The sequence below is a fragment of the Achromobacter aegrifaciens genome, from assembly GCF_902859965.1.
Classification (GTDB): Bacteria; Pseudomonadota; Gammaproteobacteria; order Burkholderiales; family Burkholderiaceae_B; genus Achromobacter; species Achromobacter aegrifaciens.
In genome coordinates this window covers 1-23552 of record NZ_CADIKO010000009.1, presented here as the reverse complement: position 1 = coordinate 23552, position 23552 = coordinate 1, and the positions used below count along the sequence as shown (strand labels likewise).

Annotated in this window: 26 protein-coding genes; 8 read left to right on the top strand and 18 right to left on the bottom strand. The window is 67.2% G+C overall.

From position 1 onward, the window contains the following. Window positions 1-45 precede the first annotated feature (45 nt). The 13 genes from HV793_RS30680 to HV793_RS30620 all read right to left on the bottom strand — a co-directional run bounded on the left by HV793_RS30680 (window position 46) and on the right by HV793_RS30620 (window position 10514). Window positions 46-348, bottom strand: coding sequence for an ArsR/SmtB family transcription factor (locus HV793_RS30680; protein WP_054456511.1), 303 nt, complete (start codon window positions 346-348; stop codon window positions 46-48). A gap of 68 nt (window positions 349-416) precedes the next feature. After that, window positions 417-1085 (bottom strand): hypothetical protein, encoded by a 669-nt coding sequence (locus tag HV793_RS30675; protein WP_233564476.1) that lies wholly within the window; start codon window positions 1083-1085, stop codon window positions 417-419. Between the two features lie 3 nt (window positions 1086-1088). After that, the gene (locus tag HV793_RS30670) at window positions 1089-1340 is read right to left on the bottom strand and encodes a hypothetical protein (RefSeq protein WP_082401205.1); all 252 of its coding nucleotides are present in this window, start codon (window positions 1338-1340) and stop codon (window positions 1089-1091) included. Window positions 1341-1438: 98 nt separating this feature from the next. After that, the gene (gene aac(6') / locus HV793_RS30665) at window positions 1439-1882 is read right to left on the bottom strand and encodes an aminoglycoside 6'-N-acetyltransferase (RefSeq protein WP_119449068.1); all 444 of its coding nucleotides are present in this window, start codon (window positions 1880-1882) and stop codon (window positions 1439-1441) included. A 90-nt stretch (window positions 1883-1972) separates the two neighbouring features. Continuing rightward, entirely contained in the window at window positions 1973-2749 is a 777-nt protein-coding gene (locus tag HV793_RS30660; RefSeq protein WP_175214449.1) for an SDR family NAD(P)-dependent oxidoreductase, read from the bottom strand. Window position 2750: 1 nt separating this feature from the next. Then, window positions 2751-3449 (bottom strand): ABC transporter ATP-binding protein, encoded by a 699-nt coding sequence (locus HV793_RS30655; protein WP_118932987.1) that lies wholly within the window; start codon window positions 3447-3449, stop codon window positions 2751-2753. A 9-nt stretch (window positions 3450-3458) separates the two neighbouring features. Beyond that, a complete protein-coding gene (locus tag HV793_RS30650; protein WP_054456507.1) occupies window positions 3459-4232 on the bottom strand; it encodes an ABC transporter ATP-binding protein in 774 nt (257 codons plus the stop codon). Beyond that, a complete protein-coding gene (locus HV793_RS30645) occupies window positions 4229-5260 on the bottom strand; it encodes a branched-chain amino acid ABC transporter permease (protein ID WP_175214448.1) in 1032 nt (343 codons plus the stop codon). The genes HV793_RS30650 and HV793_RS30645 overlap by 4 nt, the downstream gene beginning before the upstream one ends. Before the next feature lie 28 nt (window positions 5261-5288). Next, window positions 5289-6209, bottom strand: coding sequence for a branched-chain amino acid ABC transporter permease (locus HV793_RS30640; RefSeq protein ID WP_042793142.1), 921 nt, complete (start codon window positions 6207-6209; stop codon window positions 5289-5291). An 18-nt stretch (window positions 6210-6227) separates the two neighbouring features. Beyond that, window positions 6228-7403, bottom strand: coding sequence for an ABC transporter substrate-binding protein (locus tag HV793_RS30635; protein WP_054456506.1), 1176 nt, complete (start codon window positions 7401-7403; stop codon window positions 6228-6230). A 74-nt stretch (window positions 7404-7477) separates the two neighbouring features. Further along, the gene (locus tag HV793_RS30630) at window positions 7478-8932 is read right to left on the bottom strand and encodes a 2-hydroxymuconic semialdehyde dehydrogenase (protein ID WP_175162561.1); all 1455 of its coding nucleotides are present in this window, start codon (window positions 8930-8932) and stop codon (window positions 7478-7480) included. Next, on the bottom strand, window positions 8929-9654 hold the full coding sequence (locus HV793_RS30625) for a class II aldolase/adducin family protein (protein ID WP_233564475.1): 726 nt from the start codon (window positions 9652-9654) through the stop codon (window positions 8929-8931). Before HV793_RS30625 ends, HV793_RS30630 begins: the two co-directional genes overlap by 4 nt. Then, window positions 9651-10514: a VOC family protein gene (locus HV793_RS30620; RefSeq protein WP_054456504.1), complete on the bottom strand. Its 864-nt coding sequence runs from the start codon at window positions 10512-10514 to the stop codon at window positions 9651-9653. The genes HV793_RS30625 and HV793_RS30620 overlap by 4 nt, the downstream gene beginning before the upstream one ends. 139 nt (window positions 10515-10653) lie before the next feature. Between HV793_RS30620 and HV793_RS30615 the strand changes: the two genes are divergently transcribed. Together HV793_RS30615 and HV793_RS30610 are read left to right on the top strand one after the other, a co-directional pair. Continuing rightward, window positions 10654-11367, top strand: a complete 714-nt coding sequence (locus tag HV793_RS30615) for a GntR family transcriptional regulator (RefSeq protein ID WP_175214447.1) — start codon at window positions 10654-10656, stop codon at window positions 11365-11367. Window positions 11368-11717: 350 nt separating this feature from the next. After that, the gene (locus HV793_RS30610; protein WP_175182367.1) at window positions 11718-13604 is read left to right on the top strand and encodes an ABC transporter ATP-binding protein; all 1887 of its coding nucleotides are present in this window, start codon (window positions 11718-11720) and stop codon (window positions 13602-13604) included. A gap of 44 nt (window positions 13605-13648) precedes the next feature. On the opposite strand, the gene HV793_RS30605 is transcribed toward HV793_RS30610, so the two are convergent. After that, entirely contained in the window at window positions 13649-14272 is a 624-nt protein-coding gene (locus HV793_RS30605; RefSeq protein WP_244958713.1) for a LysE family translocator, read from the bottom strand. Between the two features lie 142 nt (window positions 14273-14414). On the opposite strand from HV793_RS30605, the gene HV793_RS30600 reads away from it, so the two are divergent. Beyond that, window positions 14415-14897, top strand: coding sequence for an Lrp/AsnC family transcriptional regulator (locus HV793_RS30600; RefSeq protein ID WP_054454795.1), 483 nt, complete (start codon window positions 14415-14417; stop codon window positions 14895-14897). A 19-nt stretch (window positions 14898-14916) separates the two neighbouring features. Here HV793_RS30600 and HV793_RS30595 read toward each other — a convergent pair whose 3' ends face one another. Continuing rightward, a complete protein-coding gene (locus tag HV793_RS30595; RefSeq protein ID WP_054453759.1) occupies window positions 14917-15591 on the bottom strand; it encodes a DJ-1/PfpI family protein in 675 nt (224 codons plus the stop codon). Between the two features lie 90 nt (window positions 15592-15681). Between HV793_RS30595 and HV793_RS30590 the strand changes: the two genes are divergently transcribed. Next, window positions 15682-16581: a GlxA family transcriptional regulator gene (locus HV793_RS30590; RefSeq protein ID WP_175164491.1), complete on the top strand. Its 900-nt coding sequence runs from the start codon at window positions 15682-15684 to the stop codon at window positions 16579-16581. Window positions 16582-16605: 24 nt separating this feature from the next. Here the strand turns inward: HV793_RS30590 and HV793_RS30585 are convergent, their stop codons facing one another. Then, entirely contained in the window at window positions 16606-17328 is a 723-nt protein-coding gene (locus HV793_RS30585; RefSeq protein WP_125473708.1) for an SDR family oxidoreductase, read from the bottom strand. Then, complete coding sequence (locus HV793_RS30580; protein ID WP_175214445.1) at window positions 17325-18320, bottom strand: Bug family tripartite tricarboxylate transporter substrate binding protein; 996 nt, start codon at window positions 18318-18320, stop codon at window positions 17325-17327. The genes HV793_RS30585 and HV793_RS30580 overlap by 4 nt, the downstream gene beginning before the upstream one ends. Window positions 18321-18423: 103 nt before the next feature. Here HV793_RS30580 and HV793_RS30575 point away from each other — a divergent pair, with 103 nt between their 5' ends. The 4 genes from HV793_RS30575 (at window position 18424) to HV793_RS30560 (ending at window position 23193) form a co-directional block, all read left to right on the top strand. Then, window positions 18424-19464 carry a cyclase family protein gene (locus HV793_RS30575; RefSeq protein ID WP_175164494.1) on the top strand — a complete coding sequence of 347 codons (1041 nt, stop codon included), beginning with the start codon at window positions 18424-18426 and terminating at the stop codon, window positions 19462-19464. A 3-nt stretch (window positions 19465-19467) separates the two neighbouring features. Next, window positions 19468-21084, top strand: coding sequence for an AMP-binding protein (locus HV793_RS30570; protein ID WP_425321819.1), 1617 nt, complete (start codon window positions 19468-19470; stop codon window positions 21082-21084). Window positions 21085-21086: 2 nt separating this feature from the next. Beyond that, window positions 21087-21830, top strand: a complete 744-nt coding sequence (locus tag HV793_RS30565; RefSeq protein ID WP_175164496.1) for a GntR family transcriptional regulator — start codon at window positions 21087-21089, stop codon at window positions 21828-21830. A gap of 124 nt (window positions 21831-21954) precedes the next feature. Next, the gene (locus HV793_RS30560) at window positions 21955-23193 is read left to right on the top strand and encodes an ABC transporter substrate-binding protein (protein ID WP_054453748.1); all 1239 of its coding nucleotides are present in this window, start codon (window positions 21955-21957) and stop codon (window positions 23191-23193) included. 34 nt (window positions 23194-23227) lie between these two features. On the opposite strand, the gene HV793_RS30555 is transcribed toward HV793_RS30560, so the two are convergent. Next, on the bottom strand, window positions 23228-23552 hold a 325-nt coding region (locus tag HV793_RS30555; protein WP_175214444.1), incomplete at its 5' end, for a M20/M25/M40 family metallo-hydrolase.

The window sequence follows — 23552 nt, the reverse complement described above, 5'->3', positions numbered from 1 at the left end:
AAAAATAGGGATATCGGGAAATACCGATATTTACCTGCAAAAAAATTACAGCTCTTTCCCGATGAGCCCGGCAAGAGCACGTATGGTTGCTTCGTTCCGCTTGTAGTAGGTCCACTGCCCAATGCGCCTGGCTTCCACCAGGCCCGCGCGCTGCAGCGTCGCCAGATAGTCGGACACCGTGGACTGCGACAGCCCCACGCCTTCCTGGATGCTGCTGACGCAGACCCCCACCGTATGAACGTCGCCCTCGTCCTGGGGCGGGAAGTTCTTGGCGGGGTCCTTCAGTCCTTTGAGGATCTCAAGGCGCGTACGGTTGGAGAGGGCTTTGAATATTTCGAGCAGATCCATGGCGCCATGATATCGGGATTTCCCGATATGTCAATAAATTGGACTCGCACGAACGCCTGCTCGTCTGCTCACTTGTCCACCGACCGCATGTCGCAAGTCGTCTCCGACGACGAGCAGACGCCGCGAAACCACGCCCGTCCCCGCGTGCGGTCCTTGGACGCCAGCGGCTCGAACGTGTCGCTGTTGCGCATCTGGTAGTCCAGCAACAGCCACTCGCCTTCGCAGGCGGCGATGCCGCGCAGCGTAGCTCTTTCGGTCAGCCAGTCGCTGCCCAGATCCAGCAACCGTTCACTGCCGGTGTCGGGGCGGGCGTAGCCGCGCGCAGACTGGATGCCGACCTGCGCATCCGCGGCCTCGATCCAACCCTCGCCCCGATATACGGGTCGCGGCTTGCTCTGTTCGTCGCCGGTCTTGTCGTCGCTGGCATTTTTGATCTTGAGCCAGCCGTCGCGCGCCTCGGTCACGTCGAAGGTCACGCTGTAGTAGTCGATCTCGGGATCAGGGCCGTCGCCACGAGTCGTCGGCAGGCTGCCCACCACCGCTGCCTGGGCGGATGCCGCCGCGCGCACCTGGATGGCAGGCTTATCGTTCGTCGTCCATCCGGAGAAGCTGCATGCGGTCGGGCCCGGCGGGGTCCAGGCGGCAGGCTTGGAAGGCGTCTGGGCGTTGATGGCCGGCGACACGGCCAGCGCGGCAAGCGCCAGGAAAATCCGTCGCATGGTCATGGGCTTGGTCATATGTCAGTTGCTGTTGATCCAGTCCTGCGCATCCCGCACGAACCAGGGCAGGTTCAGGCGCTCTCCTTCGCCGGATTGTATGGTCAAGCGTTGGTCCGAGGAGCCGGGGGTATCGCTCTTGCCCTGTCCCGTGGAAGGCGCGCGGCTGCGATAGTCCAGCTCGGTTTGCTGGGGAGGTTTATCCGCGCAGGCGGCGATCAAGGTGCATGCGGCCGCGGCAAGGACGGTCCGCAGCGCCGGACGGAATATCTTCATGGTATTCAGGTTCCCGCTGAAGGGCACAGGCCAACGTGCCGGAAAATCAGGGCCTCCAGCCCATACCTTACTCGCAATGCAAAACCAGCGTTGGCGCCTCAGATCGGCATATTGAAATAGACGACCCGTTCCGTCTCCCTGAACCCCAGACGCGTATGCGCGGCCTGGCTCACGACATTGTCCAGCGCGGTATCCGAGGCCAGCTCTTTGCAGCCCCTGTCCCGCGCCCATGCCCGGACGGCGTCGATCAAGGCCCTGGCCGCGCCCTGTCGCCTGGCCTCGGGCATGACATACAGGCCCTCCAGGAACGCCACGGGACTGGAGTCGGTGCCATTGACGTAGTCCGTCCTGATCGCAGCTTCGGCAAGGCCGATCGCCTGCCCGTTGTCGGCGCGCGCCAGGAACTGGACGTATCGGTCCGGCGCGCAAACCTGATCCTCCATGTCTTCCTGATGCTCAGACGCTGACGCGTCAGGCCAGAGCGCCATGCGCAGTTGCAGCCAGGCGGCATCCCGGGAGGAGGTAATCGGGGCGGTTTTCATGGGCAGGGTTTGTGTTCCGGATGACGCGTGGAAATTTATCACCCTGCCCTTCTTGCTGTCGAAGCGTATCCGGCCTCGGCCTGCCCCGCCCTACTCCTGCACCGGCACCGGCACCGTATAGTTCAGCGCCAGCCGGCCGCCATCCGCGTACACCGTCTGCCCGGTGACGTAGCTGGCGTCATCGCTGGCCAGGAACACCGCCACCTTGGCGACTTCGTCCGTCGATCCCAGGCGCTGCATCGGTATGCGCGACAGCACGGTCCTGCGGGCGTCGGGATTGCTGGTGATCGTGGCCAGGATTTCGGTGTCGATGCTGCCGGGGCCGATGGCGTTGACGCGGATGCCGTGCGGCGCCAGGGACAGCGCCATCGACTTGGTCATCTGGCGCACCGCGCCCTTGCTGGCGCCGTAGGCCAGCTGGTCGGGCATCGCCAGTTCCGCCGTCATCGAGGACAGCGTCACGATGGCGCCGTTGCCGCGTCCGCCAGCCACCATGGCGCGCGCGGCGGCCTGCGCGACCAGAAAGGTGCCGCGCACATTGACGTTCATGACCGCATCCAGGTCTTCGAGCTTCAGGTCCAGGAAGTCCGCCGCGCGGATCACGCCGGCGTTGCAGACGCAGATGTCCAGGCCGCCCCAGCGCCGCACGCACTCGTCGGCCAGCTTCTGGGCATCAGCCGGATCGGTCACGTCCGCCACCAGCGCGGCGGCGCGATCGCCCAGCGCGCGGGCCGCGGCCATCAGTTCGGCCTCCTTGCGGTCGGCCAGCAGCACGTATGCACCCTCGGCCGCGAAGCGCCGCGCGATCGCCAGTCCGATGCCACCGGCCGCGCCGGTGACCAGCGCCACCTTGTCCTGCAATCTCATCTCAGACTCCTACGTAGGCGGCCACCAGGTCGGGCCGCTGGGACAATTCCGCCGAGCTGCCGCGCCACACCGTCACGCCCTTGTCGAGGATGACGTTGCGGTCCGACAGGCGCAGCAAGGCCGTGGTGTTCTTGTCCACCACGATCATCGACAAACCTTCGGCTTTCAATTGCGCCAGCACGCGCCAGATTTCAGCGCGCACCACCGGCGCCAGCCCTTCGGTCGCTTCGTCCAGCACCAAGAGGCTGGGGTTGGTCATCAGCGCCCGGCCCAGCGCCAGCATCTGCTGCTCGCCGCCGGATAGCTGCGTGCCCAGGTTGGCGCGGCGTTCGTGCAGGCGCGGAAACAGCTCATACACGCGTTCCAGCGTCCAGCCGCGGCCGCCGCCGCGGTGTATAGCCGTGGCGATCAGGTTTTCTTCCACCGTCAGCGTCGGGAAGATCTGGCGCCCTTCGGGTACCAGCGACAGGCCCAACCGGCCGATGCGGTACGGCGCCAGTCCGCGCAGGGAACGCTCGCCATACCGGATGCTGCCCTGGCTGGCCGGCAGCAGGCCGAACAGGCATTTGATGACGGTGCTGCGGCCCATGCCGTTGCGGCCGATCAGGCCGACGACCTCGCCCTGGCCCACGTCCAGGTCTACGCCGAACAAGGCCTGGCAATGCCCATAGGCCGCCGTCAATCCGCTGATGCTCAACATGGCGGCTCCTTATGCGTCGGCGTCGTCGCCCAGATAGGCGCGGCGCACGTCGGGATGGTTGCGTATCTGTTCCGCGCTGCCGGTGGCGATGACCTTGCCGTAGACCAGCACGCTGATGCGGTCGGCCAGCGCAAACACGGCGTTCATGTCGTGTTCGACCAGCACGATGGTGTAGCGGCCCTTCAGGCTTTGCAGCAAGGCGATCACGCCCGCGCTTTCCGCTGCGCTCATGCCGGCCATGGGCTCGTCCAGCAGCAGTACCGACGGCTCGCCCGCCAATGCCATGGCGATCTCCAGCTGGCGGCGCTGGCCATAGGCCAGGCTGTCCACCTGGGCCTCGGCCACGTCTTCCAGCTTGCAGGCCCGCAGCGCCGCGGTCGCGGCGCTAACCACGTCGGCGCAATCGCGCAAGGCGGTCCAGGCCGACAGGCGCCGGCGGCGCTTGCGCAAGGCTGCCAGGCAGGCGTTGTCCAGCACCGTATAGCTGTCGAACACCGAGGTCACCTGATAGGAGCGCAGCATGCCCAGCGCCACGCGTTCCTGCACCGAGGCGCGGGAAACGTCGGCGGCGCCCAGGCGCACGGCGCCGCCATCGGGCCGCAGTTCGCCAGACAGCAGGTTGATCAAAGTCGTCTTGCCCGCGCCGTTGGGGCCGATCAGCGCGTGCAGTTCGCCAGGCGCCACGTCCAGCGACACGCCGTCGGTCGCCTTCAGGCCGCCGAAGCGGCGCACCAGGTCCTGCGTGGACAATCCAACGGGCGCGGCTGCGGTTTGCATGCTCATGCCGAAGCCTCCTTGGCGATCGCGTCCGGCGGGCGGCGGTCCTGTTGTTCACCCGCGGCCGGGGGCTGGACCGTCGGCGCGGCAGGCGGCGGACGCCGCAGCCAGGCCAGGGAGTTGGCATAGCCGCCCTTGGCCACCATGGCGATGACCACCACCGCCGGCCCCATCAGCAGCATCCAATGCTGCGTCATGCTCTTGAAGGCCTCTTCCATCAGCAGATAGGCAACGGCGCCGAAAATCGGCCCCAGCACATTGCCCAGCCCGCCTATCACCACCATGACGATAAGTTCGCCCGACACCGGCCACGACATATAGCTGGGCGAAGCGAAGGCGGTCAGATTGGCCAGCAGCAGCCCGGCCACGCCGGTCAGCACACCGGAGGCCACGTAGGCCGTCAGGCGCACGCCGAACACCGAATAGCCCAGCGCGTCCACGCGGCGCGGGTTGGCGTGCGTGGCGCGCAGGATCATGCCGAAGGGCGAGCGGCGCAGGCGCAGCATCGCCAGGCTGGACACCAGCAGCACCGCCCAGGCCGCCCAGTACACGGGCTGGCTGCCGCCCAGGTCGAACAGGCCGAAGGAACTGGCTTCGTAGATGTTCAGGCCGTCGTCGCCGCCGTACTCGCGCAGGCTGACCGCCAGGAAATAGAACATCTGCGCAAACGCCAGCGTGATCATGATGAAGCCTATGCCCGAGGTCCGCAGGCAGACCGTGCCGACGATCAGCGCCACCAGCGCGCACACCGCGATGCACACGGCCAGCTGCAGCCAGCCGTTGCCAAACCCGTAATAGCTGAGAATGCCCACGGCATAGCAGCCCAGGCCCAGGAACATGGCGTGGCCGAAGCTCACCAGTCCGGCAAAGCCCAGCACCAGGTTCAGCGCCAGCGCGGCCAGCGCATAGATCAGGATGCGCGCGCCCAGCGTCACGTAGAACGGTTCACCCAGCCATTGCGCCACGAAAGGCACGCCGGCCAGGACCAGGTACAGCAAAGGCAGCGCCCAGCGCCGGTATGTGTGTTCTTGCATGATGATCCAACCCCAGTACAAGCGCGCGTCAACGCCGCGCCGAGAAGACCAGGCCTTGCGGCCGGAACGCCAGCACCACGGCCATCAGCACGTAGATCAGCATGGAGGCGAGTGCCGGCCCGACCGCATTGGCGACGGAAGCGTCGAACACGGCGCGCAGCATGTCGGGCAGGAAGGCCCGGCCCAGCGTGTCTATCATCGCGATCAGCAGCGCCGCGACCAGCGTGCCGCGCACCGAGCCGATGCCGCCCACGACGATCACCACCAGCGCCAGGATCAGCACCGGCTCACCCATGCCGGACTGCACCGACAGGATCGGCCCCGCAAGCGCCCCCGCCACGCCTGCCAGCACCGCGCCCAGCAGGAACAGCAGCGTCTTCTGCAGGTCCACGTTGGCGCCCAGCACGCTGGCCATGGGCGCATTGCTGGCGCCGGCGCGGATCAGCATGCCGAAGCGCGTGCGCTGGATCAGGAACCAGGCGCCGACCGCCACCAGCGCGCCCACGCCGATGATCATCAGGCGATACACCGGATAGTCGTTGCCGAACAGGCTGACCGCTCCTTCCAGCCCCTGCGGCACGGCGGCGTAGTACGGCCGGCTGCCCCAGATGACCGAAGCCAGTTCATTGAAGAACATCATCAGCCCGAAGGTGGCCAGCACCTGATAGAGGTGATCATGCTTGTACAGCGGCCGCGCAATCAGGCGTTCCAGCGCCACCCCCACCAGGCCGCTGCCCGTCACCGCCGCCAGGATGGCGAAGGCGAACGAGCCGCTGGCGTTGTAGGCGGTGGCGCCCAGGAAGGCGCCGATCATATACAGCGACCCGTGCGCCAGGTTGATGAAGTTCATGATGCCGAAGATCAGGGTCAGCCCCGAGGACAGCAGGAACAGCAAGGCGCCGAGCTGCAGGCCATTAAGCATCTGCGACAACAGCAAGGATCCGTTCATGGGGCGTCTCCCGGGACGTTACTTCAGCGGGCAGTCGGCCACGTAGGCGTCCTGATGGTCGGTGAACACCTTGGCCAGCTGCTTCAAGCCCACGCCGTCGCCTTCCTTCACGACCTGGTAGGCATACAGGTCCTGCACCGGCATGTTGTTGCTGTTGAAGCGGAACTTGCCGCGCACCGTGGGGAAGTTGGCGCCGGCCGCCTTCACCGCCGCGGCCAGGGCCTTGCTGTCGCCGACCTTGCCGCCCTGCTGCTTGATGGCGGTATCCAGCAGGAACGCCGCGTCATAGCCGCCCACCGCATATTCCGACGGCAAGCGGCCGTACTTGGCCTTGAAGGCCTCGACGAACTTGCGGTTCTGCGGGTTGTCCAGCGTGGTGGCCCAAGGCGTGCCGTAGATCGCGCCCACCGCCTGCTCTTTCAGCGCGGTCAGCGTGTTGGAATCGATCAGGCTTTCCGAGAAGAACGGCAGCTTTTCCATCAGGCCGGCCTGGCGCAGCTGGCGCACGAAGTTCACGCCCACCCCGCCGGTATAGAACACGAACAGCGCGTCGGGCGAGGCCGACTGCATGCGCGAGATCTCGGCCGAGTAATCCAGCTGCCCCAGCTGGGTGTAGATCTCGTCGGCGGGCGCGGCGCCATAGAAGCGCTTGAAGCCCGCCAGCTTGTCCTTGCCGGCCTGGTAGTTGGACGACATCAGGTAGGCGCGCTTGTAGCCCTGGTCCTTGACGTACTTGCCCATGGCTTCGGACATGCTGTCGTTCTGCCAGCCGAGCACGAACAGATTGGGCAGGCACATGCGGCCGGCGATGGGCGCGGGTCCGGCGTTGGTGGACAGCGCCACCACGCCCGATTCCTTGATGCGCCGCAGTTCGGCCATGAGCACGTTGGAGAAGCCCAGGCCGACGATCACGTCGACCTTGTCCTTCTCGATGAACTTCTGCACGATCTGCGCGCCCACGTCGGGCTTGAGCTGGTCGTCGTCGCGGATCACCACCGCCTTCTGGCCGCCCAGGCTGCCGCCCAGCTGCTCGATGCCCAACATCAGGCCGTCGTACTGATCCTGGCCCAATGCCGCCTGGGGGCCGGACAGCACCCCGGTAAAGCCGATGCGGATGTCCGCCATTGCGGCGTTGGCCACGGTCAGGGCCGCGACCGCGGCCAGCGCGGACAGGCCGCGTGCGTATGCTTGCATGCTAAGTCTCCTTGGGGGATGGACGGCGGCGCCGTTCTGCGCGGCGCCTGCCGGTACTAAGGCCTGCTTACAGGTCAGAGCTTCACGCAGACATTGCGCAGCTCCGTGTAGAACTCGAGCGAATGCACGCCGCCCTCGCGGCCGATGCCGGACTGCTTGGCTCCGCCGAAGGCCGTGCGCAGGTCACGCAGGAACCAGGAATTGATCCAGCAGATGCCCACTTCCAGGGCCTGTCCCATGCGATGGGCGGTGCCCACGTTGCTGGTCCAGACCGAGGCCGCCAAGCCGTAGGGCGTGGCGTTGGCCAGGGCGACGGCTTCTTCTTCCGTGTCGAAGGGCGCGATGTGGCAGCAGGGGCCGAAAATCTCCTGCTGGATCACGGCCGAGCTTTCCGGCAGGCCGGTCCAGACCGTGGGCTGGATCCAGGCGCCGCCGGCCAGGTCGTCCGGCATGTCCGGCACGCCGCCGCCGGCCACCACCGTGGCGCCTTCTTCACGGGCGCGGGCGTAGTAGCCCAGCACCTTATCGCGATGGCGCTGCGAGATCAGAGGACCCAGGTTGACGCCAGGATCCTTCGGACGGCCCAGCTTGAAGCCGCGGGCGCGCTCGCCCAGCGCCGCCACGAAGCGGTCGAAGATCGGCCGCTGCACGTAGACGCGCTCGGTGCCCAGGCAGACCTGCCCGGTGTTGTCGAAGGCGGCCCGGGCAATGCCGGCCACCGCCTTGTCGAAGTCCGCATCGGCGAACACGATGCCGGCATTCTTGCCGCCCAGTTCGAAGGACACGGGACGCACGCCCACCGCCGCGGCCTGCATGATGGCTTCGCCGGTGCGGGTTTCGCCGGTAAAGGTGATGCCGTCGACCAACGGATGGCGCGTGAGCTTTTCGCCCGCCGAACCGGGGCCGCGGCCATGCACCACGTTATAGACGCCGGGCGGCACGCCGACCTCGTTCATGACTTCGCCCAGCAACGTGGCCGTGGCCGGGGTGTCTTCGGAAGGTTTGACCACCACGGTGTTGCCGCAGGCCAGCGCCGGCCCCACCTTCCAGGTCATCAGCAGCAGCGGCAGGTTCCACGGGCAGATCACGCCGATTACGCCGCGCGGCACTCGCACGCCGTAGTTCAGGGCATGGCCGCCATCCGGCGTTTCCAGGTCGAAGGTCTCGTTGGGGATGTTGCGCACCAGGTCGGCGAAGATCTTGAAGTTCGCCGCGCCGCGCGGAATGTCCAGATGGCTGGCCAGATCGTAGGGCTTGCCGGTGTCGGCGATCTCGGCGTCGACGAATTCGTCGAAGCGCCGGATGATGCCGTCGGCCACCGCGTGCAGCAGCTCCACGCGCTGCTGCGTCTTGAGTTTGCCCCAGGGGCCGCGCAACGCCGCCTTGGCGGCCCGCACGGCGGCATCGACCTCGGCGTCGCCGGCCTCGTGGATGCGCCCGATCAGCCGGTTGTCGACCGGATCGCGGTTGTCGAACGTCTTGTCCGTGGCGACCCATTCGCCGTTGATGAAATTGCGGAAATCGGTCATTGCGTCCTCGGTTGTGACAGGTCTGCCAGCGCCGCTTCAGGGTCGCCGGCGGTCAGGTATTCCCACATGCGCTCGTAGATCCGGCCCGTGCCCACGGCGCGGGTCGCCGCCTCTTCGGGCGAGAACGTGGGCGCGCCGTCGGCCAGGCCGGCCGAGCGCAGTTGCCATTCGATGCGCGCGGCATCCTCCAGATACCAGGTCAGCACCACGGCATGCATCAGCGATTCGGCTGCCACCACCGCGCCGTTGCCGCGCATGGCCACGGCGCGGGCCGCGCCCAGGGTCTGGGCCACGCCGCGCGCCTGGGCGTCGCTGCGCACCAGTTGCGGGTCATCCCAGAGCGGCACGGACGGAGAGAAATACGAACCCATCCCATGGCGCGGCTGCGGCGTCACGCGGGCCGAGGACAGCGTCATGACCGTGGGCGGCATGGAGCGCACCACTCCGCCCACTTCGGGGCGCATGCGGTAGATGTGCTGGTGGATGCGGACCTCGCCCAGCACGCCCTCGGGCAGTTCGCCGTGCACCGGCACCACCGTGCCCGCCTCGCCCGGTTCGATCAGGCCCATGGGCCGCGCGGCGCATACCAGGAAGTGATCGGCGTCGAGGCGGCTGCTGCAATGGCCGTAAGCGTGGACCAGGCCGGCGCGGGCCAGGCCGCGCGCCGCCGTCCGCACCAGCGCTTCCTGGCCGGCGTCGGCTTTCATCGGCGCGGCGCTCACGTCTTGAACTCCGGGATGTCGGGCTTGGCGCCCCACATGCAGAACGAGGACGGCACTGCGGGGAAGCTGCGCGGCCGGTAGGTCTTCTCGTCTTCGGCGGTGATCAGGCGCACGCCGGTGGAGTACTCGTAGATCATGCCGTCGGGGCCGTCGAAGTACAGGAACATCGCCCCCGAGGTCGGATGGCGCCCCGGGCCGAAGCGGATCGGCACCTGCCATTCCTTCAGCTGGTACCAGGCACGCATGATGTCGTCGATGCTTTCGACCTGGTGGTTGATGTGCTGCACGCCCGGATAGCTGGACGGGAACAGCGCGATCTTGTGGTGCACTTCGTCGATGCGCAGCAAGGGCGCTTCGCCGATGCGGTCGCTGACCCGGGCTGAAAGCAGCCCGGTCCAGAAGGCCTCGTCGCGTCGCGCGTCCAGCGTGCGCAGGCCGATATGCGAAAAGCCCGTCACGCCGGCATCGCGGCTGGGGAAATAGCGGCGGCCGCTGTGGTGCGGCGCGTGCACCAGCTCGATGCGGTTGCCGGACGGGTCGATGAAACTGAGGAAATCGCGTACGTAGCGCTGCTCGGCGTCCTCGCGCTTGCCCGCGGCGACCTGATAGCCGCTGCGCTCCAGCACCGCGCCGGCATGCTCCAGTTCCTCGGACGTGTCCACTTCGAACGCCGTGGTGTGGTCGCGCGGATCGCCTTCGAAATAGCACAGGGTGTGGTCGCGCGAGTCGGATTTGAAATAGACCGCGCCGTGCTCCTTGCGCGCCACTTCCAGCCCCAGCACCGCGGTCGCGTAGCGGACCGCGGATTCCAGGTCGCGGGTACCCAGCCGGACGTACCGGATGTCGTGTAGCCGTATCACTGCTTGTCTCCAGGTTGCGCCTGCCGCCGGCTGATTACCGGTCGTAGTCTCGACGCTTTTTTTCTACGATAAGCAGCATAAATCTCGGCGTCAATAATTTTTATCGAGATTTTTTAAAGCCAGTGATAAAGTAGCTCCCATGTCAGACGGCGCCACCCTCCCCCCGCTTGCCCATTCCGCCTCGGCCAACACCCTGGTCGGCGCGGCCTATGTCAACCTGCGCCGCGACATCATCCAGGGCGTGCATCCGCCGGGCTCGCGCCTGCGGGTCGAACACCTGAAGGACGATTACGGCGTGGGCGCGGGCACGTTGCGCGAAGCGCTGGCGCTGCTGGTGTCCGACGCGCTGGTCATCGCGCAAGGACAGCGCGGCTTTCACGTCACGCCGATTTCGCTGGAAGACTTCCGCGACATCACCGAGAACCGCGTGCTGCTGGAGACCCAGGCCCTGCGCCAGTCCATCGCCCTGGGCGATGACGACTGGGAAAGCGCGGTGCTGGCCGCCTTCCACCGTCTGAGCAAGGCCGAACAGCGCCTGGCAGCCGACCCCGACACCCGTTTTGAAGAGTGGGAACAGCGCAACCGCGAGTTCCACCGCGAACTGATCCGCGCCTGTCCGTCGCGCTGGCTGCATCATTTCCTGGGCATCCTGTACCAGCAGGCCGAACGCTATCGACGCCTGACCGTCACGCGCAAGCCCATCGCGCGCGACCTGGACGACGAACACAAAGGCATCCTGGACGCCACGCTGGCGCGCGATGCGGACCGCGCCTGTGAATTGCTGGCCGCCCACATCCGCCTGACCTACGAGGCCGTGGCGCGCCTGCCTTCCACGCTGTTCACCCCGGATTGAACGCCGCGTCAGTTGAAAAAAACCCACACCGGCACGCGCCTACCCGTTGATTCGCCTACACCACTTCTATAGAATCTTCAATTCGGGCCTCTGCCCATTCCCTTTCCCCACATCTCACACCATTGGGAGGCGCAAGATGATGAATCCGCATACCGCCATCCCGCGCGTGTCCCCGCGACGTCATTAAGTCGTCGCCCGCGCGGACCCATCGCTGGATGCCTATCTAGCGACCGGTCCTCCGTGCCCGCCCCAAAAACCTGAACGCAATCGCCCGCGCCTCGCCGCGCAGGCCGCTCCTTCCTCTTTCCACACAAGGACTCCCGGCGTCCTGGTGACGCCGGGCCATTGCAATGGCCAGAAAAAAAATCGATCTACGAGGACAGACCTTCAAGGATGTCCTTGGCTTTACCTTCCGCCATTGGCGCGCGCAGCCCTGGCGCACCTCCGGCATCATCGTGCTGGCCCTGCTGTCGGCGGTGACCGACGTGCTGACGCCGCTGTACGCCGGCAAACTGGTTGACGCCGTGGCCTCGGGCGCGGCTGGCGACGAGATCGTCTGGAGCGCGGCGCTGACCGCGTTCTGGCTGCTGCTCGCGCTGGGCATCGGCGGCACGCTGCTGCGTCAGGCCGTGTTCCAGAACATCATCACCTTCACGCTGAAGATGATGAACGGCATCGTCTCCAACGCGTTCTACCGCGTGCAGCGTTTCTCCACGGACTGGCACGCCAACAGCTTTGCCGGCTCCACGGTGCGCAAGATCACGCGCGGCATGTGGGCGGTCGACATCCTGAACGACACGCTGCTGATCGCGCTGCTGCCGTCGGTCGTGATGCTGGTGGGCGCCACCGCGCTGCTGGGTGTGCACTGGCCCATCATGGGCCTGGTGGTGGGCCTGGGCTCGGTGCTGTACATCGCCGTGACCGCGGCGCTGTCGCTGGGCTATGTGGCGCCGGCCGCGCGCCTGGGCAACGCCTGGGACACGCGCATGGGCGGCGCCCTGGCCGACGCCGTCAGCTGCAACGCGGTGGTCAAGGCCTTCGGCGCCGAAGACCGCGAAGAAGTCAGGCTGGACCGCGTGGTCGACAAATGGCGTCGCCGCACCCGCCGCACCTGGATCCGCGGCACGATCAACGGCGGCATCCAGGGCGCCATGCTGGTCGCCATGCAGGCGGGCATCCTGGGCGCGTCGCTGCTGCTGTGGTCGCGCGGCCAGGCCAGCGTGGGCGACATCACCTTCGCCCTGACGATGTTCTTCATGCTGCAGGGCTACCTGCGCGACGTAGGCATGCACATCCGCAACCTGCAACGCTCGGTCAACGACATGGAAGAACTGGTCGCGCTGGAAAAGCAACCGCTGGGCGTGGACGACCGGCCCGGCGCGGGCGAGCTGCGCGTGACGGCCGGCGAGATCCGCTTCGAGGACGTGACGTTCCGCTATGGCGCGCACGACAAGGCGTTGTACGACCATTTCTCGGTACGCATCGCCCCGGGCGAACGGGTCGGCCTGGTCGGCCATTCGGGTTCGGGCAAGACCACGTTCATCAAACTGATCCAGCGTTTGTATGACGTGAACGACGGCCGCATCACGATCGACGGGCAGGACATCGCCCAGGCGCGGCAGGCGTCCCTGCGCAGCCAGATCGCCATCGTGCAGCAGGAGCCGGTGCTGTTCCACCGCACGCTGGCGGAGAACATCGCCTATGCCCGCCCCGGCGCCACGCAGGCCGAGATCGAGCAGGCGGCGCGGCTGGCCAGCGCCCATGACTTCATCATGGCGCTGCCCAAGGGCTACGACACGCTGGTCGGCGAACGCGGCGTCAAGCTGTCGGGCGGCGAACGCCAGCGCGTGGCCCTGGCCCGCGCCTTCCTGGCCGATGCGCCCATCCTGATCCTGGACGAAGCCACGTCCAGCCTGGACAGCGAAAGCGAGGTGCTGATCCAGCAGGCCATGGACCGTCTGATGGTGGGTCGTACCACGCTGGTGGTGGCGCACCGCCTGTCGACGGTGCGCGCGCTGGACCGCCTGCTGGTGATGGACCGCGGCCGCGTCATCGAGGAAGGCAGCCATGACGCACTGATCCGCCTGAAGGGCGGTCTGTACCGGCGCCTGTTCGAACGCCAGGCGCTGGAGCTGACCAAGGGCCTGACGCAGTCCGAACTGCTGGAGGACGGCGCGGTTCCGCCGCTGCCGAAGGATGAGGAAGCCGACGAGTCCTCGTACGCCTACGCCAAATAGGCCGGACAGCCGGTCCCGTAGCGCAAGCTGCGGGACCGGCCGCTTCAGGCCGGACGCTGGGCCACGGTCAGGCGCAGGCCGAAGCCGATCAATGCCAGCCCGAACACCCGGCTCTGGATCTTCTGCGCACGGGGGCTGGCCGACATCCAGCGCCCCACCGCCCCGCCCGCCAACGCGCACGGCACGTCCAGCGCCAGGCCCAGGCTGACCAGGATCACGCCCAGCACGGCGAACTGCTGGCCTATCGGCCCCTGGGCGGGCGACACGAATTGCGGCAGCAGCACCGAGCAGAACAGCAAGGCCTTGGGATTGAGCACATTGGTCAGCACGCCGCTCAATAGCGCCGGCCCCAGCCCCGCGCGGCTCGCGGGCGCCTGCCCGGTGGCATCGTAGGACACGGGTCCTGCGCGCAATAGCCGCACGCCCAACCAGACCAGATAGCATCCCCCCACCGTGCGCGCCGCGTCGAACGCCCAGGGATGCGTCTTGAACAGCGCCGCCAGTCCCAGCGCGGCCAGGGTCACGTGCGCGGCCCGCGCGATGGCCAGCCCCACGGCCACCGCCAGCGCCTGCCCTCTGCCGCGCAGCACGCCGGTTTCCAGCAGCAGGATCATGTCGGGTCCCGGCACCACGTAGACGATCAGCAAAGCCCCTAGAAACATCGCCATATCCGCCATTTTCCCGCTCCTTTTCGTCCTGGCTCAGGCGATCATTCTAGGAAAACCAGGCTGGCATGTGCATCCTATTCATGCCATTCGATTTATGATGATTGGCATATTCCGCCAATCCAATAATCCTTATCCTGATTTCATGCCAAAACGCGAATTGGACGCCTACGACCGCCGGATCCTCGAGGCCCTGCAGCAGAACGGCCGGCTGACCAATGTCGAACTCGCCGAGCAGATTGGCCTGTCCCCTTCGCCCTGCCTGCGGCGGGTGCGGCTGCTGGAAGAAGCCGGCGTCATCCAGGGGTACGAAGCCCGCCTGGCGCCGGACGAAGTCGGCCTGGGCCTGACCGTCTTCGTCGGCATCAAGGTGGAGCGGCACCACGAGCGCGACTCCGCCCTGTTCCGCGAGGAGGTCAGCACCTTGCCGGAAGTCATCGCCGCGCATCTGGTGTCGGGCGAGTCCGACTTTCTGCTGCAGGTAGTGGTGCCCGACCTGCGCGCCTACGAACGCTTCCTGCTGGGCACGCTATTGAAGCTGCCCGGCGTGAAGGACATACGCAGCAACTTCGCGATCCAGACCGTCAAGCCGCAAAGCCCGCTGCCGCTGGATCATCTGGCGAAGTGAGCGCGCCGCGCGCTCGAACTCAGGCCATCGCGGCCGCGGCCCGGTCCACCGCCTGCGAGCGGCGTTCGAAGCGCGCTTGCGACATCTCCAGATAGCGCTGCACCACGGCCGGCTCCGAGGTCTTGGGCGTGCCACCGGGAAACGGTGGTTGGGGGTCATATTCGATCTGCAGCTGTATCAGCTTGGCCACGTCCTCGCCGCACAGGTCCGCCACCACCTTCAGCCCCATGTCGATGCCCGAGGTCACGCCGCCCGCGGTGTACAGGTTGCCGTCCACGCACATGCGCTCGTCGCTGGGGATGGCGCCGAAGCGCGACAGCAGTTCGCGCGCGCGCCAATGGCTGGAAGCGCGCCTGCCGCGCAACAGGCCAGCCGCGCCCAGCAACAGCGAACCGGTGCAGATGCCGAATACGTAGCGTGCCCCCAGCCCCTGCGCGCGCGTGAACGCTACCCAGTCGGCGTCGACAATGGCATCATCCGTGCCCGGCCCGCCTGGCACCACCAGCAGGTCGCAGGGCGGCGCCGATGCGATGGTCTGCGTGGGCACGAAACACAGCCCGCGATCGCTACGCACCGGATCGCGCGTTTTTGCGACAAAATCCACGGTGAAGCCCGGCGCGCCTGCCAGCACTTCATACGGCCCGGTCATATCCAGCTGGGTCAGCCCTTCGAACAAGAGAAAATTCACATGCATGACGATGCTCCGTTAGAAACGACGACTCCCAGCATAGGCGGACGCGCCCGGACGCGTGCGCCAAATACGGCGCCGGATGCGCCATTGCGCGTGCAGTTCGTCCTGTATGACGGCTTCCAGCCGCTGGATCTGGCCGGACCGTGGCAAGCCTTCAGTTCGGCCAACGAGGAAGCCGGCCGCAAGCTCTATCGCCTGGGCACCATCGCCGCGACGCCGCTGGTCTCCACCTGGGAACAGGGCCTGCGCATGCAGGTGGACGGCACTTTTGCCGACGATGGCGATGAGCGCCTGGACATGATGTTCGTGCCCGGCGGCCCCGGCGCCGATTTCGCGGGCGCCCATGGCGAGACGCGCGCCTGGCTGCGCCGCCGCGACGCGACCGCCGGGCGCACCTGCAGCGTATGCACCGGCGCCTTCGTGCTGGCCGCCGCCGGCCTGCTGGACGGCCGCGCCGTCACCACCCACTGGCGATCGGCCGACCGGCTGCGCCAGCTTCATCCCGCCCTGCGCGTCGAAGACGACCGCATCTACGTCGAAAGCGGCAAATACTGGACCTCTGCCGGCGTCACCGCCGGCATCGACCTGGCGCTGGCGCTGATCGAACGCGACTTCGGCGCGGACCTGTCGCAACGGGTTGCGCGGCGGCTGGTGGTCTTCATGCGCCGCAACGGCGACCAGCGCCAGTACAGCCAGGCGCTGCGTTTGCAGGACCGCGTGGCCGCACCATTCCGGGACCTGGTGGAAAAAATTGAGGCGCAGCTATCGGCGCGCTGGTCGGTCGACGACATGGCCGACGCCTGCCAGATGTCGCGCCGCACCTTCCAGCGTAAATTCGCCGCGCATTTCGGCGTCGCGCCCATGGAAGTGCTCAAGCGCCTGCGCCTGGAGCGGGCGCAGGCGCTGGCGGCGTCCGGCAAGGTGTCCAGGAAGGAAATGGCGCGCGAGTTCGCCATACACGCGCCGCCGCAAGGGACGGCGCCGCAAGCCTGAGCAACCGCGCAACGCAACAAGCGGCTAGCCGGCAAGCCCCACCGACACTCCCCCGCACACATACAGCATCTGTCCCGTCATGAAGCCCGCCCGCGGGTCCATGAACATGGACACGGCATGGGCGACCTCTTCGGGTCGGCCCACGCGCCCCGCCGGGATCGCCGCCTCCAAAGCCAGCGTCTGCGGCGCGCCCGGCGGGTTGGACTGGTTGAACAGTTCAGTCGCGATGGGTCCGGGCGCCACGGTATTCACCGTGATGCCGCTGCCCGCCAGCTCCAACGCCCAGGTGCGCGTCATCCCGGCCAGCGCCGCCTTGGAAGCGCCGTAAACCGTGCGCCCGTCCTTGCCCAGGGCGGCGCGGCTGCCAATGTTCACCACCCGCCCGTAGCCCGCCGCCCGCATGCCGGGCAGCAGGGCCTGCATCAGCAGCACCGGCGCCGTGACGTTCAGCGCCATGATCCGCGCCATCTGTTCCTGGGTCACGTCCCCGATGCGCGCGACCTGGATCATGCCGGCGTTGTTGACCAGATGCAGGACCTGGCGCTCGGCCGCCAACGCCTGCGCCGCGGCAATGGTGGCCAGCGCGTCGCCCAGGTCGACCGAACGGAACGTTTCGCCGGGCAGGAGCGCTGCGGGCGCGCCGCGGCTGAAGTTGACGACCTCGAAGCCATCTTCGATCAGGCGCGCGACGATGGCGCGGCCTATGCCCCGGCTGCCGCCGGTGACCAGTGCGGTGGGCGTTTTCATTGCGCGGTGATTCCCTTGTCCTTGATGAGTCCGCCCCACTTCTTGCGTTCCCCGGCTTCGAAGGCCGCCAGGTCCGCGCCGAAGAGCGTGCCGGGCCTGGCGCCCATGCCGGCAAAGTTGGCCGCGACGGCCGGGTTCTTCAGCCCGCTGCGCGCGGCTTCGATCAACTGCTTGACCACGGGTTCCGGGGTATTGCGCGGGGCGTAGAGCGCAAACCAGGCGGTGACGTCAAAGCCCGGCAGTCCCGATTCCGCCACGGTGGGCAGGTTGGGCACCGAGGCGTCGCGCGCGGCCGACGTGACCGCCACGCCCCGCACCAGATTGCCATCCTTGATCTGCGCCAGCGCGCCCGGCAGGTTGTCGAACAGCAGGTCGACCTGCCCGCCCGCCACCGCCGGCAGCGAGGCGGACGTGCCCTTGAAAGGCACGTGCAGCATGGTCACGCCGGCCATGGCCTCGAAATAGGCCCCGGTAAGATGCACCGAGGACCCTATGCCCGGCGACGCATAGGTCAGCTTCTTGTCCTTGGACTGCTGGGCCGCCTTGATCACGTCGGCCACCGTCTTGTAGGGCGACTTGGCGCTGACGGCGATGACGTTGGGCGTGGTGGACACCAGCGCAATGGGCACCAGGTCGCGTTCGGGGTCGAACGCCATGTTGTTGTAGAGGAACTGGTTGATGGTCTGGGTGCCGATGGTGCCCAGGCCCAGCGTGTAGCCGTCGGGCTTGGCGCGCGCCACGTAGGCCATGCCGATATTGCCGCCCGCGCCGGGCTTGTTCTCGACCAGCACAGTCTGCTTCAGGCCCGGCTCCAGCGCGTGAGCGATGGCGCGGCCAAAGATGTCGGCGCCGCCGCCCGGCGGATACGGCACGACGACGGTCACGGGATGATCGGGATAGCCGGCGGCCTGGGCCGCGGGCAAGGTCAGGAAGGCCAGCGCGGCCAGGGCCGGCGCAGTGATCGCCAACCTGCGCTGCAGGAATTGCGTCATGGGCTTGTCTCCTATCGAACCCGCTGATTGCGGATTTCTTTTTAAAGTACGTAAATACGTACTATATTCATAAGAACATAGAAAACCTCCAGGAGACAAGCAGATGAAACGCTGGACCCAACGCCCCGAAGGCTCCACCTGGGGCGACTTCGGCCCGGATGACGAGATCGGCCGCCTGAACCTGCTGACCGAGGAAAAAGTGCTGCAGGCGGTGCGCGAAGTGCGCACGGGCAAGGTGTTCTGCCTGTCCCTGCCGCTGGACCTGCCTGGCGGCAACGTGCTGAACCCGCGCCGCCACGCGCCGATGCTCAAGCCCACCTTCCGCGAAGGCACGCCCTACCTGAACTTCCAGATGTCGCAGGTGCAGCCCGAAGCCGTGGACGTGCTGTCCGACGACCAGGTCACGCTGTCCATGCAGTACTCCACCCAGTGGGACGGCCTGTGCCACGTGGGCGCGCTGTTCGACATCCAGGGCGATGGCCAGGCGCGTCGCGTCTACTACAACGGCTACGCCGCCGGCGTGGACGTGTTCGGCGGCGCGGATCCCGACAAATCGGACGACGCCTGCTGCCCGCCCGGCGGCTCGTACGCGCGCAAGCTGGGTATCAACCGCTACGCCGAAAAAGGCATGCAGGGCCGCGGCGTGCTGGTGGACCTGGCGCGCGCCTACGGCCCCGGCCGCACGGTCGTCGACCTGGCGGCCCTGCAGGCCGCCATGCGGGCACAGAACGTGACGGTCGAACACGGCGACATGTTGGTGCTGCGCACGGGCTTTGCCGAGGCGATCGTTGCCATGGACGGCCAGCCCGATCCGCACAAGCTGGAGCAGACCGGCGCCGTGCTGGACGGCTCCGACCCGGCGCTGCTGGACTGGATCACGCAATCCGGCATCGCCGCGATCTGCGCCGACAACTACGCGGTCGAAGCCTATCCGGCGCGCACCTCCGGCCCCGGCCACTCCATCCTGCCGCTGCACCACCATTGCCTCTTCAAGCTGGGCCTGCCGCTGGCCGAACTCTGGTACCTGAAGGACCTGGCCGACTGGCTGCATGCGCAAGGCCGCAGCCGCTTCCTGCTGACTGCCCCGCCCTTGCGCATGCCTGGCGCGGTGGGTTCTCCCGTGACGCCCATCGCCACGGTGTAAGCCATGAACATGCCGTACTCGACGTTCTCCGAACACCTGGACGCCTTGGTCGCGCGCCGGCCCGATGCGCCGCTGCTGATCGACCAGGACCAGCCCATCGGCGCCGCGCAACTGCGGACGCAAAGCCGCGCGCTGGCCGCCGGCCTTGCCCGCATCGGCGTGCGCCCGGGACAGCGCGTGGCGGTCTGGCTGCCCAATTGCGCCGCCTGGGTGGAATCGTTCCTGGCCTGCGCGCACCTGGGCGCGCTGGTGCTGGCGGTCAATACGCGCTTCCGGGCGCTGGAGCTGGCCGACATCCTGGGACGCGGCAAGGCGGACTGGCTGGTGTTCTGGCCGGGGTTCAAGGGCATAGACTTCCAGGGCATCCTGGGCGAAGTGGCGCCGGAACACCTGGAGCGCCTGCAAGGCGTGATCGCGCTGACGAATGCCGACGAGGCGCTGCCCCCCAGCTTCCGTGGCAAGCCGGCGCACCGCTACCAGGACCTGCAGTCCTGCACCGACACAGCGCCGCCGGCCCAGCCCAATGCGGGCGTGCTGTGCTTCACCACGTCCGGCACCACCTCCAAGCCCAAGTTCGTGCTGCACGACCAGCGCACCTTGTTGAACCACGGCGCGGCCGTGGCGCGGGCCTATGGCTATGACGAGGGAAGCTGTGTACTCGCCAGCGCGCCGTTCTGCGGCGCCTTTGGCTTCGCGACGCTGGTCGGCGGCCTGGCGCAAGGCGCGCCCGTGGTCTGCGCGCCGGTGTTCGACACCGCCCAATCCGCCGCAGCGGTGCGCCGCCACGCGGTGACGCACACCTACGCCAACAACGAGGCCTTGGTCGGCATGATGCGGGCGGGAGCCCAAGGCGACTTCGCCTCGGTACGGCTGTTTGGCTTCGCCAGCTTCACGCCGGCGCTGGACAACATGCTGGACCTGGCCCGCGAGGCCGGCGTGCCGCTGACCGGCCTGTATGGTTCCAGCGAGCTGGTGGCCCTGGTCGCCGGCCAGCCGCGCGATCCCGCCGAGGGCGACGTGTCCGCGCGCCACCAGCCCGGCGGCAGGCTGATCTACCCCGAGGCGCGCGTGCGCGCCCGCGATCCCGCCACGGGCGAAATCCTGCCGCATGGCCAATCCGGCGAACTCGAAATCCTCTCGCCCAGCCTGATGCAGGGTTATCTGGACAATCCCGAGGCCACCCGCGGCGCCTGCACGGATGACGGCTACTTCAAAACCGGCGATCTCGGCTACACGCTGAATCCGCGCCAGTTCGTGTTCCAGACCCGCATGGGCGATTCGCTGCGCCTGTCCGGCTTTCTGGTCAATCCGGTGGAAATCGAACAGGTAGTCGAAACCCTGCCGGGCGTGCGCGCCTGCCAGGTGGTCGGCGCCACGCAAAAGGGCAAGACCGTGCCCTATGCCTTCGTGCTGCTGCAGCCGGGCGCAGCCGCCGACCCCGCGGGCTGGACCGCCGCGTGCAAAGCCGCGATGGCGGGCTTCAAGACGCCGGCGGGCTTTACCGTGCTGGATGCATTCCCCTCGGTGGAAAGCGCCAACTCGGTCAAGATCCAGAAGCACCGGCTGCGCGAAATGGCCGATGCCATACTCGCGGCCCCGACCACGACGCCTTCCGCCTGAACATGCCCGACCCCAAGCTCTTCTCGCGCAGTCCCCAGCCGCTGTATCTGCAGGCGGCGGCGCTGTTTCGCAGCAATATCCAGAACCGCACCTGGCGGCCCGGCCAGCAGATCCCGCCGCTGGAAGCGCTGATGGAAACCTATGGAATCTCGCGGGCGACCATCCGCCAGGCGTTCGGCCTGCTGGAAGACGATGGCCTGATCCGCCGCTCGCGCGGATCGGGCACCTTCGTCAATGCCGAACTGCCCGAAACGCCCACCCTGCTGATCCCCAAGACCTGGGCCGAAACCGTGGAACTCAGCAATCAGCTGGGCACGGTTTCACTGGTGGAGTCCAACGCCGATTCGCCCCTGCCCGACACGCTGGGCATGCCTTGCGGCGCCGACCGCAGCGGCAGCTTCCAATACTTGCGGCGGGTGCACACGACCGATGGCGCCCCCTTCTGCTATAGCGAGGTCTTCCTGGATAGCGCGCTGTTCCGCAAGCATCGCGCCCGCATCCGCAAAAGCACCGTGGCGCCGGTGCTGGACCAGTACTACGGCACACGCATCAGCGAAGCGCGCCAGGTGCTGAACGTGATCCAGGCCGGCCAGGAATCCGCCGAGTCCCTGCAGATTCCCGTGTCCTCGCCCGTGGCGGAAATACGCCGCTACGCCTGCATCGATGGCCGCGTGGTGTACTTCGCGCGGCTGGAGTTCCCGTTCAGCAAGGTGCGGATGGAATTCGACCTGCTGTCCCATCGCTAGACCACATTCAAGACAAGGAGGCATCCCACCTCGACCCGCCAGCGTCAAGCCAGAACAGAGCGCCGCAGCAGATCCCCAAGCGCCAGCAGTATCCGAACAAGATCCGGCATAAAGGAGACCCACCATGAAATGCCGTAGAACCCCCCGGATTTCCCTGAAGTTGCGCAGCACGCTAGCCCTGTTATCCGCCTTTGCCGCCGCGCCCTGCGCCATGGCGCAGGCGATCTCCGACGACGTGGTCCGCCTGGGCCTGATCCTCGACATGAGCGGCGTGTACGCCGACGTCACGGGCAAAGGCAGCGCGACCGCCGCCGAAATGGCCATCGCCGACTTCGGCGGCAAGGTGCTGGGCAAGAAGATCGACCTGATGGTGGTGGACCACCAGAACAAGGCCGACATCGCCGCCGCCAAGGCACGCGAGTGGTACGACACCCAGAAGGTCGACGCCATCATGGACGTGGCCGGCTCCGCCCCCGCGCTGGCCGTGCTGGAAGTGGCGCGCGAGAAAAAGAAGATCGTGGTGTTCAGCGGACCTGGCACCGAGCGCATCACCAACGACCTGTGCTCGCCCTATTCCGTGCACTACACCTACGACACCTGGTCGCTGGCCAACACCACGGCGCGCGCCACGGTCGAGCAAGGCGGCAAGAGCTGGTACTTCCTGACGGCCGACTACGCTTTCGGCCACACCTTGCAAGCGTCCGCCACCGAAGTCGTCAAGGCCAACGGCGGCACCGTGCTGGGCGCATCGCGCCACCCGCTGGGCTCCAGCGACTTCGCCTCGTACCTGCTGCAGGCCCAGGCCAGCCGCGCGCAGATCGTGGGCCTGGCCAACGCCGGCGGCGACACGGTCAACGCCATCAAGGCCGCCAGCGAATTCGGGCTGACCAAGGGCGGCCAGAAAATGGCCGGGCTGCTGCTCTACATCAATGACATCCACGCCATCGGCCTGGACGCCGCCGCCGGATTGACGCTGACCGAGGCCTTCTACTGGGACATGAACGACCAGACCCGGGCCTGGTCCCAGCGCTACTACGACAAGCTCAAGAAAATGCCCAACATGAGCCAGGCCGGCACCTACTCGTCGGTGATGCACTACCTGAAGGCGGTGCAGGCAGCCGGCACCGACGAGCCCACGGCGGTGATGAAGCAGATGAAGTCCATGCCCATCAACGACTTCTTCGCCACCAACGGCCGCATCCGCGAGGACGGCCGCATGGTGCATGACATGTACCTGTTCGAAGTGAAGAAGCCGTCCGAGTCCAAGCGGCCCTGGGACTACTACAAGCTGGTGGCCACCCTGCCCGGCGACCAGGCCTTCATGCCGCTGTCGCGCTCGTCCTGCCCGCTGGTGAAGAAGTAGCGGTGACGCGGGCGCCCGGTGGGCGCCCGCCATGTCATGCCCGCAGCTTGCGGTCCAGTTCCAGCACCGACTGGTACAGCACGCGGGTGCCATCCAGCAGCTGCGCGGGTTCGATCCACTCTTCTGGACAGTGGCTGCGGCCGTTCAGGCAGGGGATGAAGATCATGCCGATGGGGCCGGTGGGCGCCATGTAGACCGCGTCGTGGCCCGCGCCGCTGGGCAGGCGCATGGAGGCGTAGCCGAGCTGGTCGGCGGCGGCCTGCACCGCGTCCATCACCAGCGGCGTGCAGTCCGTGGGCCGCGCGCGGCTCAGCTGCGTGAAGCTTGCGGACAGGCGCAACGCGGTCAGGTCGGTGGCC

Bases quoted from the DNA above. Each gene is read 5' to 3' on its own strand.
- HV793_RS30680 (WP_054456511.1), bottom strand. From the start codon at position 348: ATGGATCTGCTCGAAATATTCAAAGCCCTCTCCAACCGTACGCGCCTT.
- HV793_RS30660 (WP_175214449.1), bottom strand. From the start codon at position 2,749: ATGAGATTGCAGGACAAGGTGGCGCTGGTCACCGGCGCGGCCGGTGGC.
- HV793_RS30560 (WP_054453748.1), top strand. From the start codon at position 21,955: ATGAAATGCCGTAGAACCCCCCGGATTTCCCTGAAGTTGCGCAGCACG.
- HV793_RS30565 (WP_175164496.1), top strand. From the start codon at position 21,087: ATGCCCGACCCCAAGCTCTTCTCGCGCAGTCCCCAGCCGCTGTATCTG.
- HV793_RS30595 (WP_054453759.1), bottom strand. From the start codon at position 15,591: ATGCATGTGAATTTTCTCTTGTTCGAAGGGCTGACCCAGCTGGATATG.
- HV793_RS30570 (WP_425321819.1), top strand. From the start codon at position 19,468: ATGAACATGCCGTACTCGACGTTCTCCGAACACCTGGACGCCTTGGTC.
- HV793_RS30610 (WP_175182367.1), top strand. From the start codon at position 11,718: ATGGCCAGAAAAAAAATCGATCTACGAGGACAGACCTTCAAGGATGTC.
- HV793_RS30650 (WP_054456507.1), bottom strand. From the start codon at position 4,232: ATGAGCATGCAAACCGCAGCCGCGCCCGTTGGATTGTCCACGCAGGAC.
- HV793_RS30655 (WP_118932987.1), bottom strand. From the start codon at position 3,449: ATGTTGAGCATCAGCGGATTGACGGCGGCCTATGGGCATTGCCAGGCC.
- HV793_RS30670 (WP_082401205.1), bottom strand. From the start codon at position 1,340: ATGAAGATATTCCGTCCGGCGCTGCGGACCGTCCTTGCCGCGGCCGCA.
- HV793_RS30605 (WP_244958713.1), bottom strand. From the start codon at position 14,272: ATGGCGATGTTTCTAGGGGCTTTGCTGATCGTCTACGTGGTGCCGGGA.
- HV793_RS30645 (WP_175214448.1), bottom strand. From the start codon at position 5,260: ATGCAAGAACACACATACCGGCGCTGGGCGCTGCCTTTGCTGTACCTG.
- HV793_RS30635 (WP_054456506.1), bottom strand. From the start codon at position 7,403: ATGCAAGCATACGCACGCGGCCTGTCCGCGCTGGCCGCGGTCGCGGCC.
- HV793_RS30585 (WP_125473708.1), bottom strand. From the start codon at position 17,328: ATGAAAACGCCCACCGCACTGGTCACCGGCGGCAGCCGGGGCATAGGC.
- HV793_RS30675 (WP_233564476.1), bottom strand. From the start codon at position 1,085: ATGACCAAGCCCATGACCATGCGACGGATTTTCCTGGCGCTTGCCGCG.
- HV793_RS30630 (WP_175162561.1), bottom strand. From the start codon at position 8,932: ATGACCGATTTCCGCAATTTCATCAACGGCGAATGGGTCGCCACGGAC.
- HV793_RS30575 (WP_175164494.1), top strand. From the start codon at position 18,424: ATGAAACGCTGGACCCAACGCCCCGAAGGCTCCACCTGGGGCGACTTC.
- HV793_RS30615 (WP_175214447.1), top strand. From the start codon at position 10,654: ATGTCAGACGGCGCCACCCTCCCCCCGCTTGCCCATTCCGCCTCGGCC.
- HV793_RS30580 (WP_175214445.1), bottom strand. From the start codon at position 18,320: ATGACGCAATTCCTGCAGCGCAGGTTGGCGATCACTGCGCCGGCCCTG.
- HV793_RS30640 (WP_042793142.1), bottom strand. From the start codon at position 6,209: ATGAACGGATCCTTGCTGTTGTCGCAGATGCTTAATGGCCTGCAGCTC.
- HV793_RS30600 (WP_054454795.1), top strand. From the start codon at position 14,415: ATGCCAAAACGCGAATTGGACGCCTACGACCGCCGGATCCTCGAGGCC.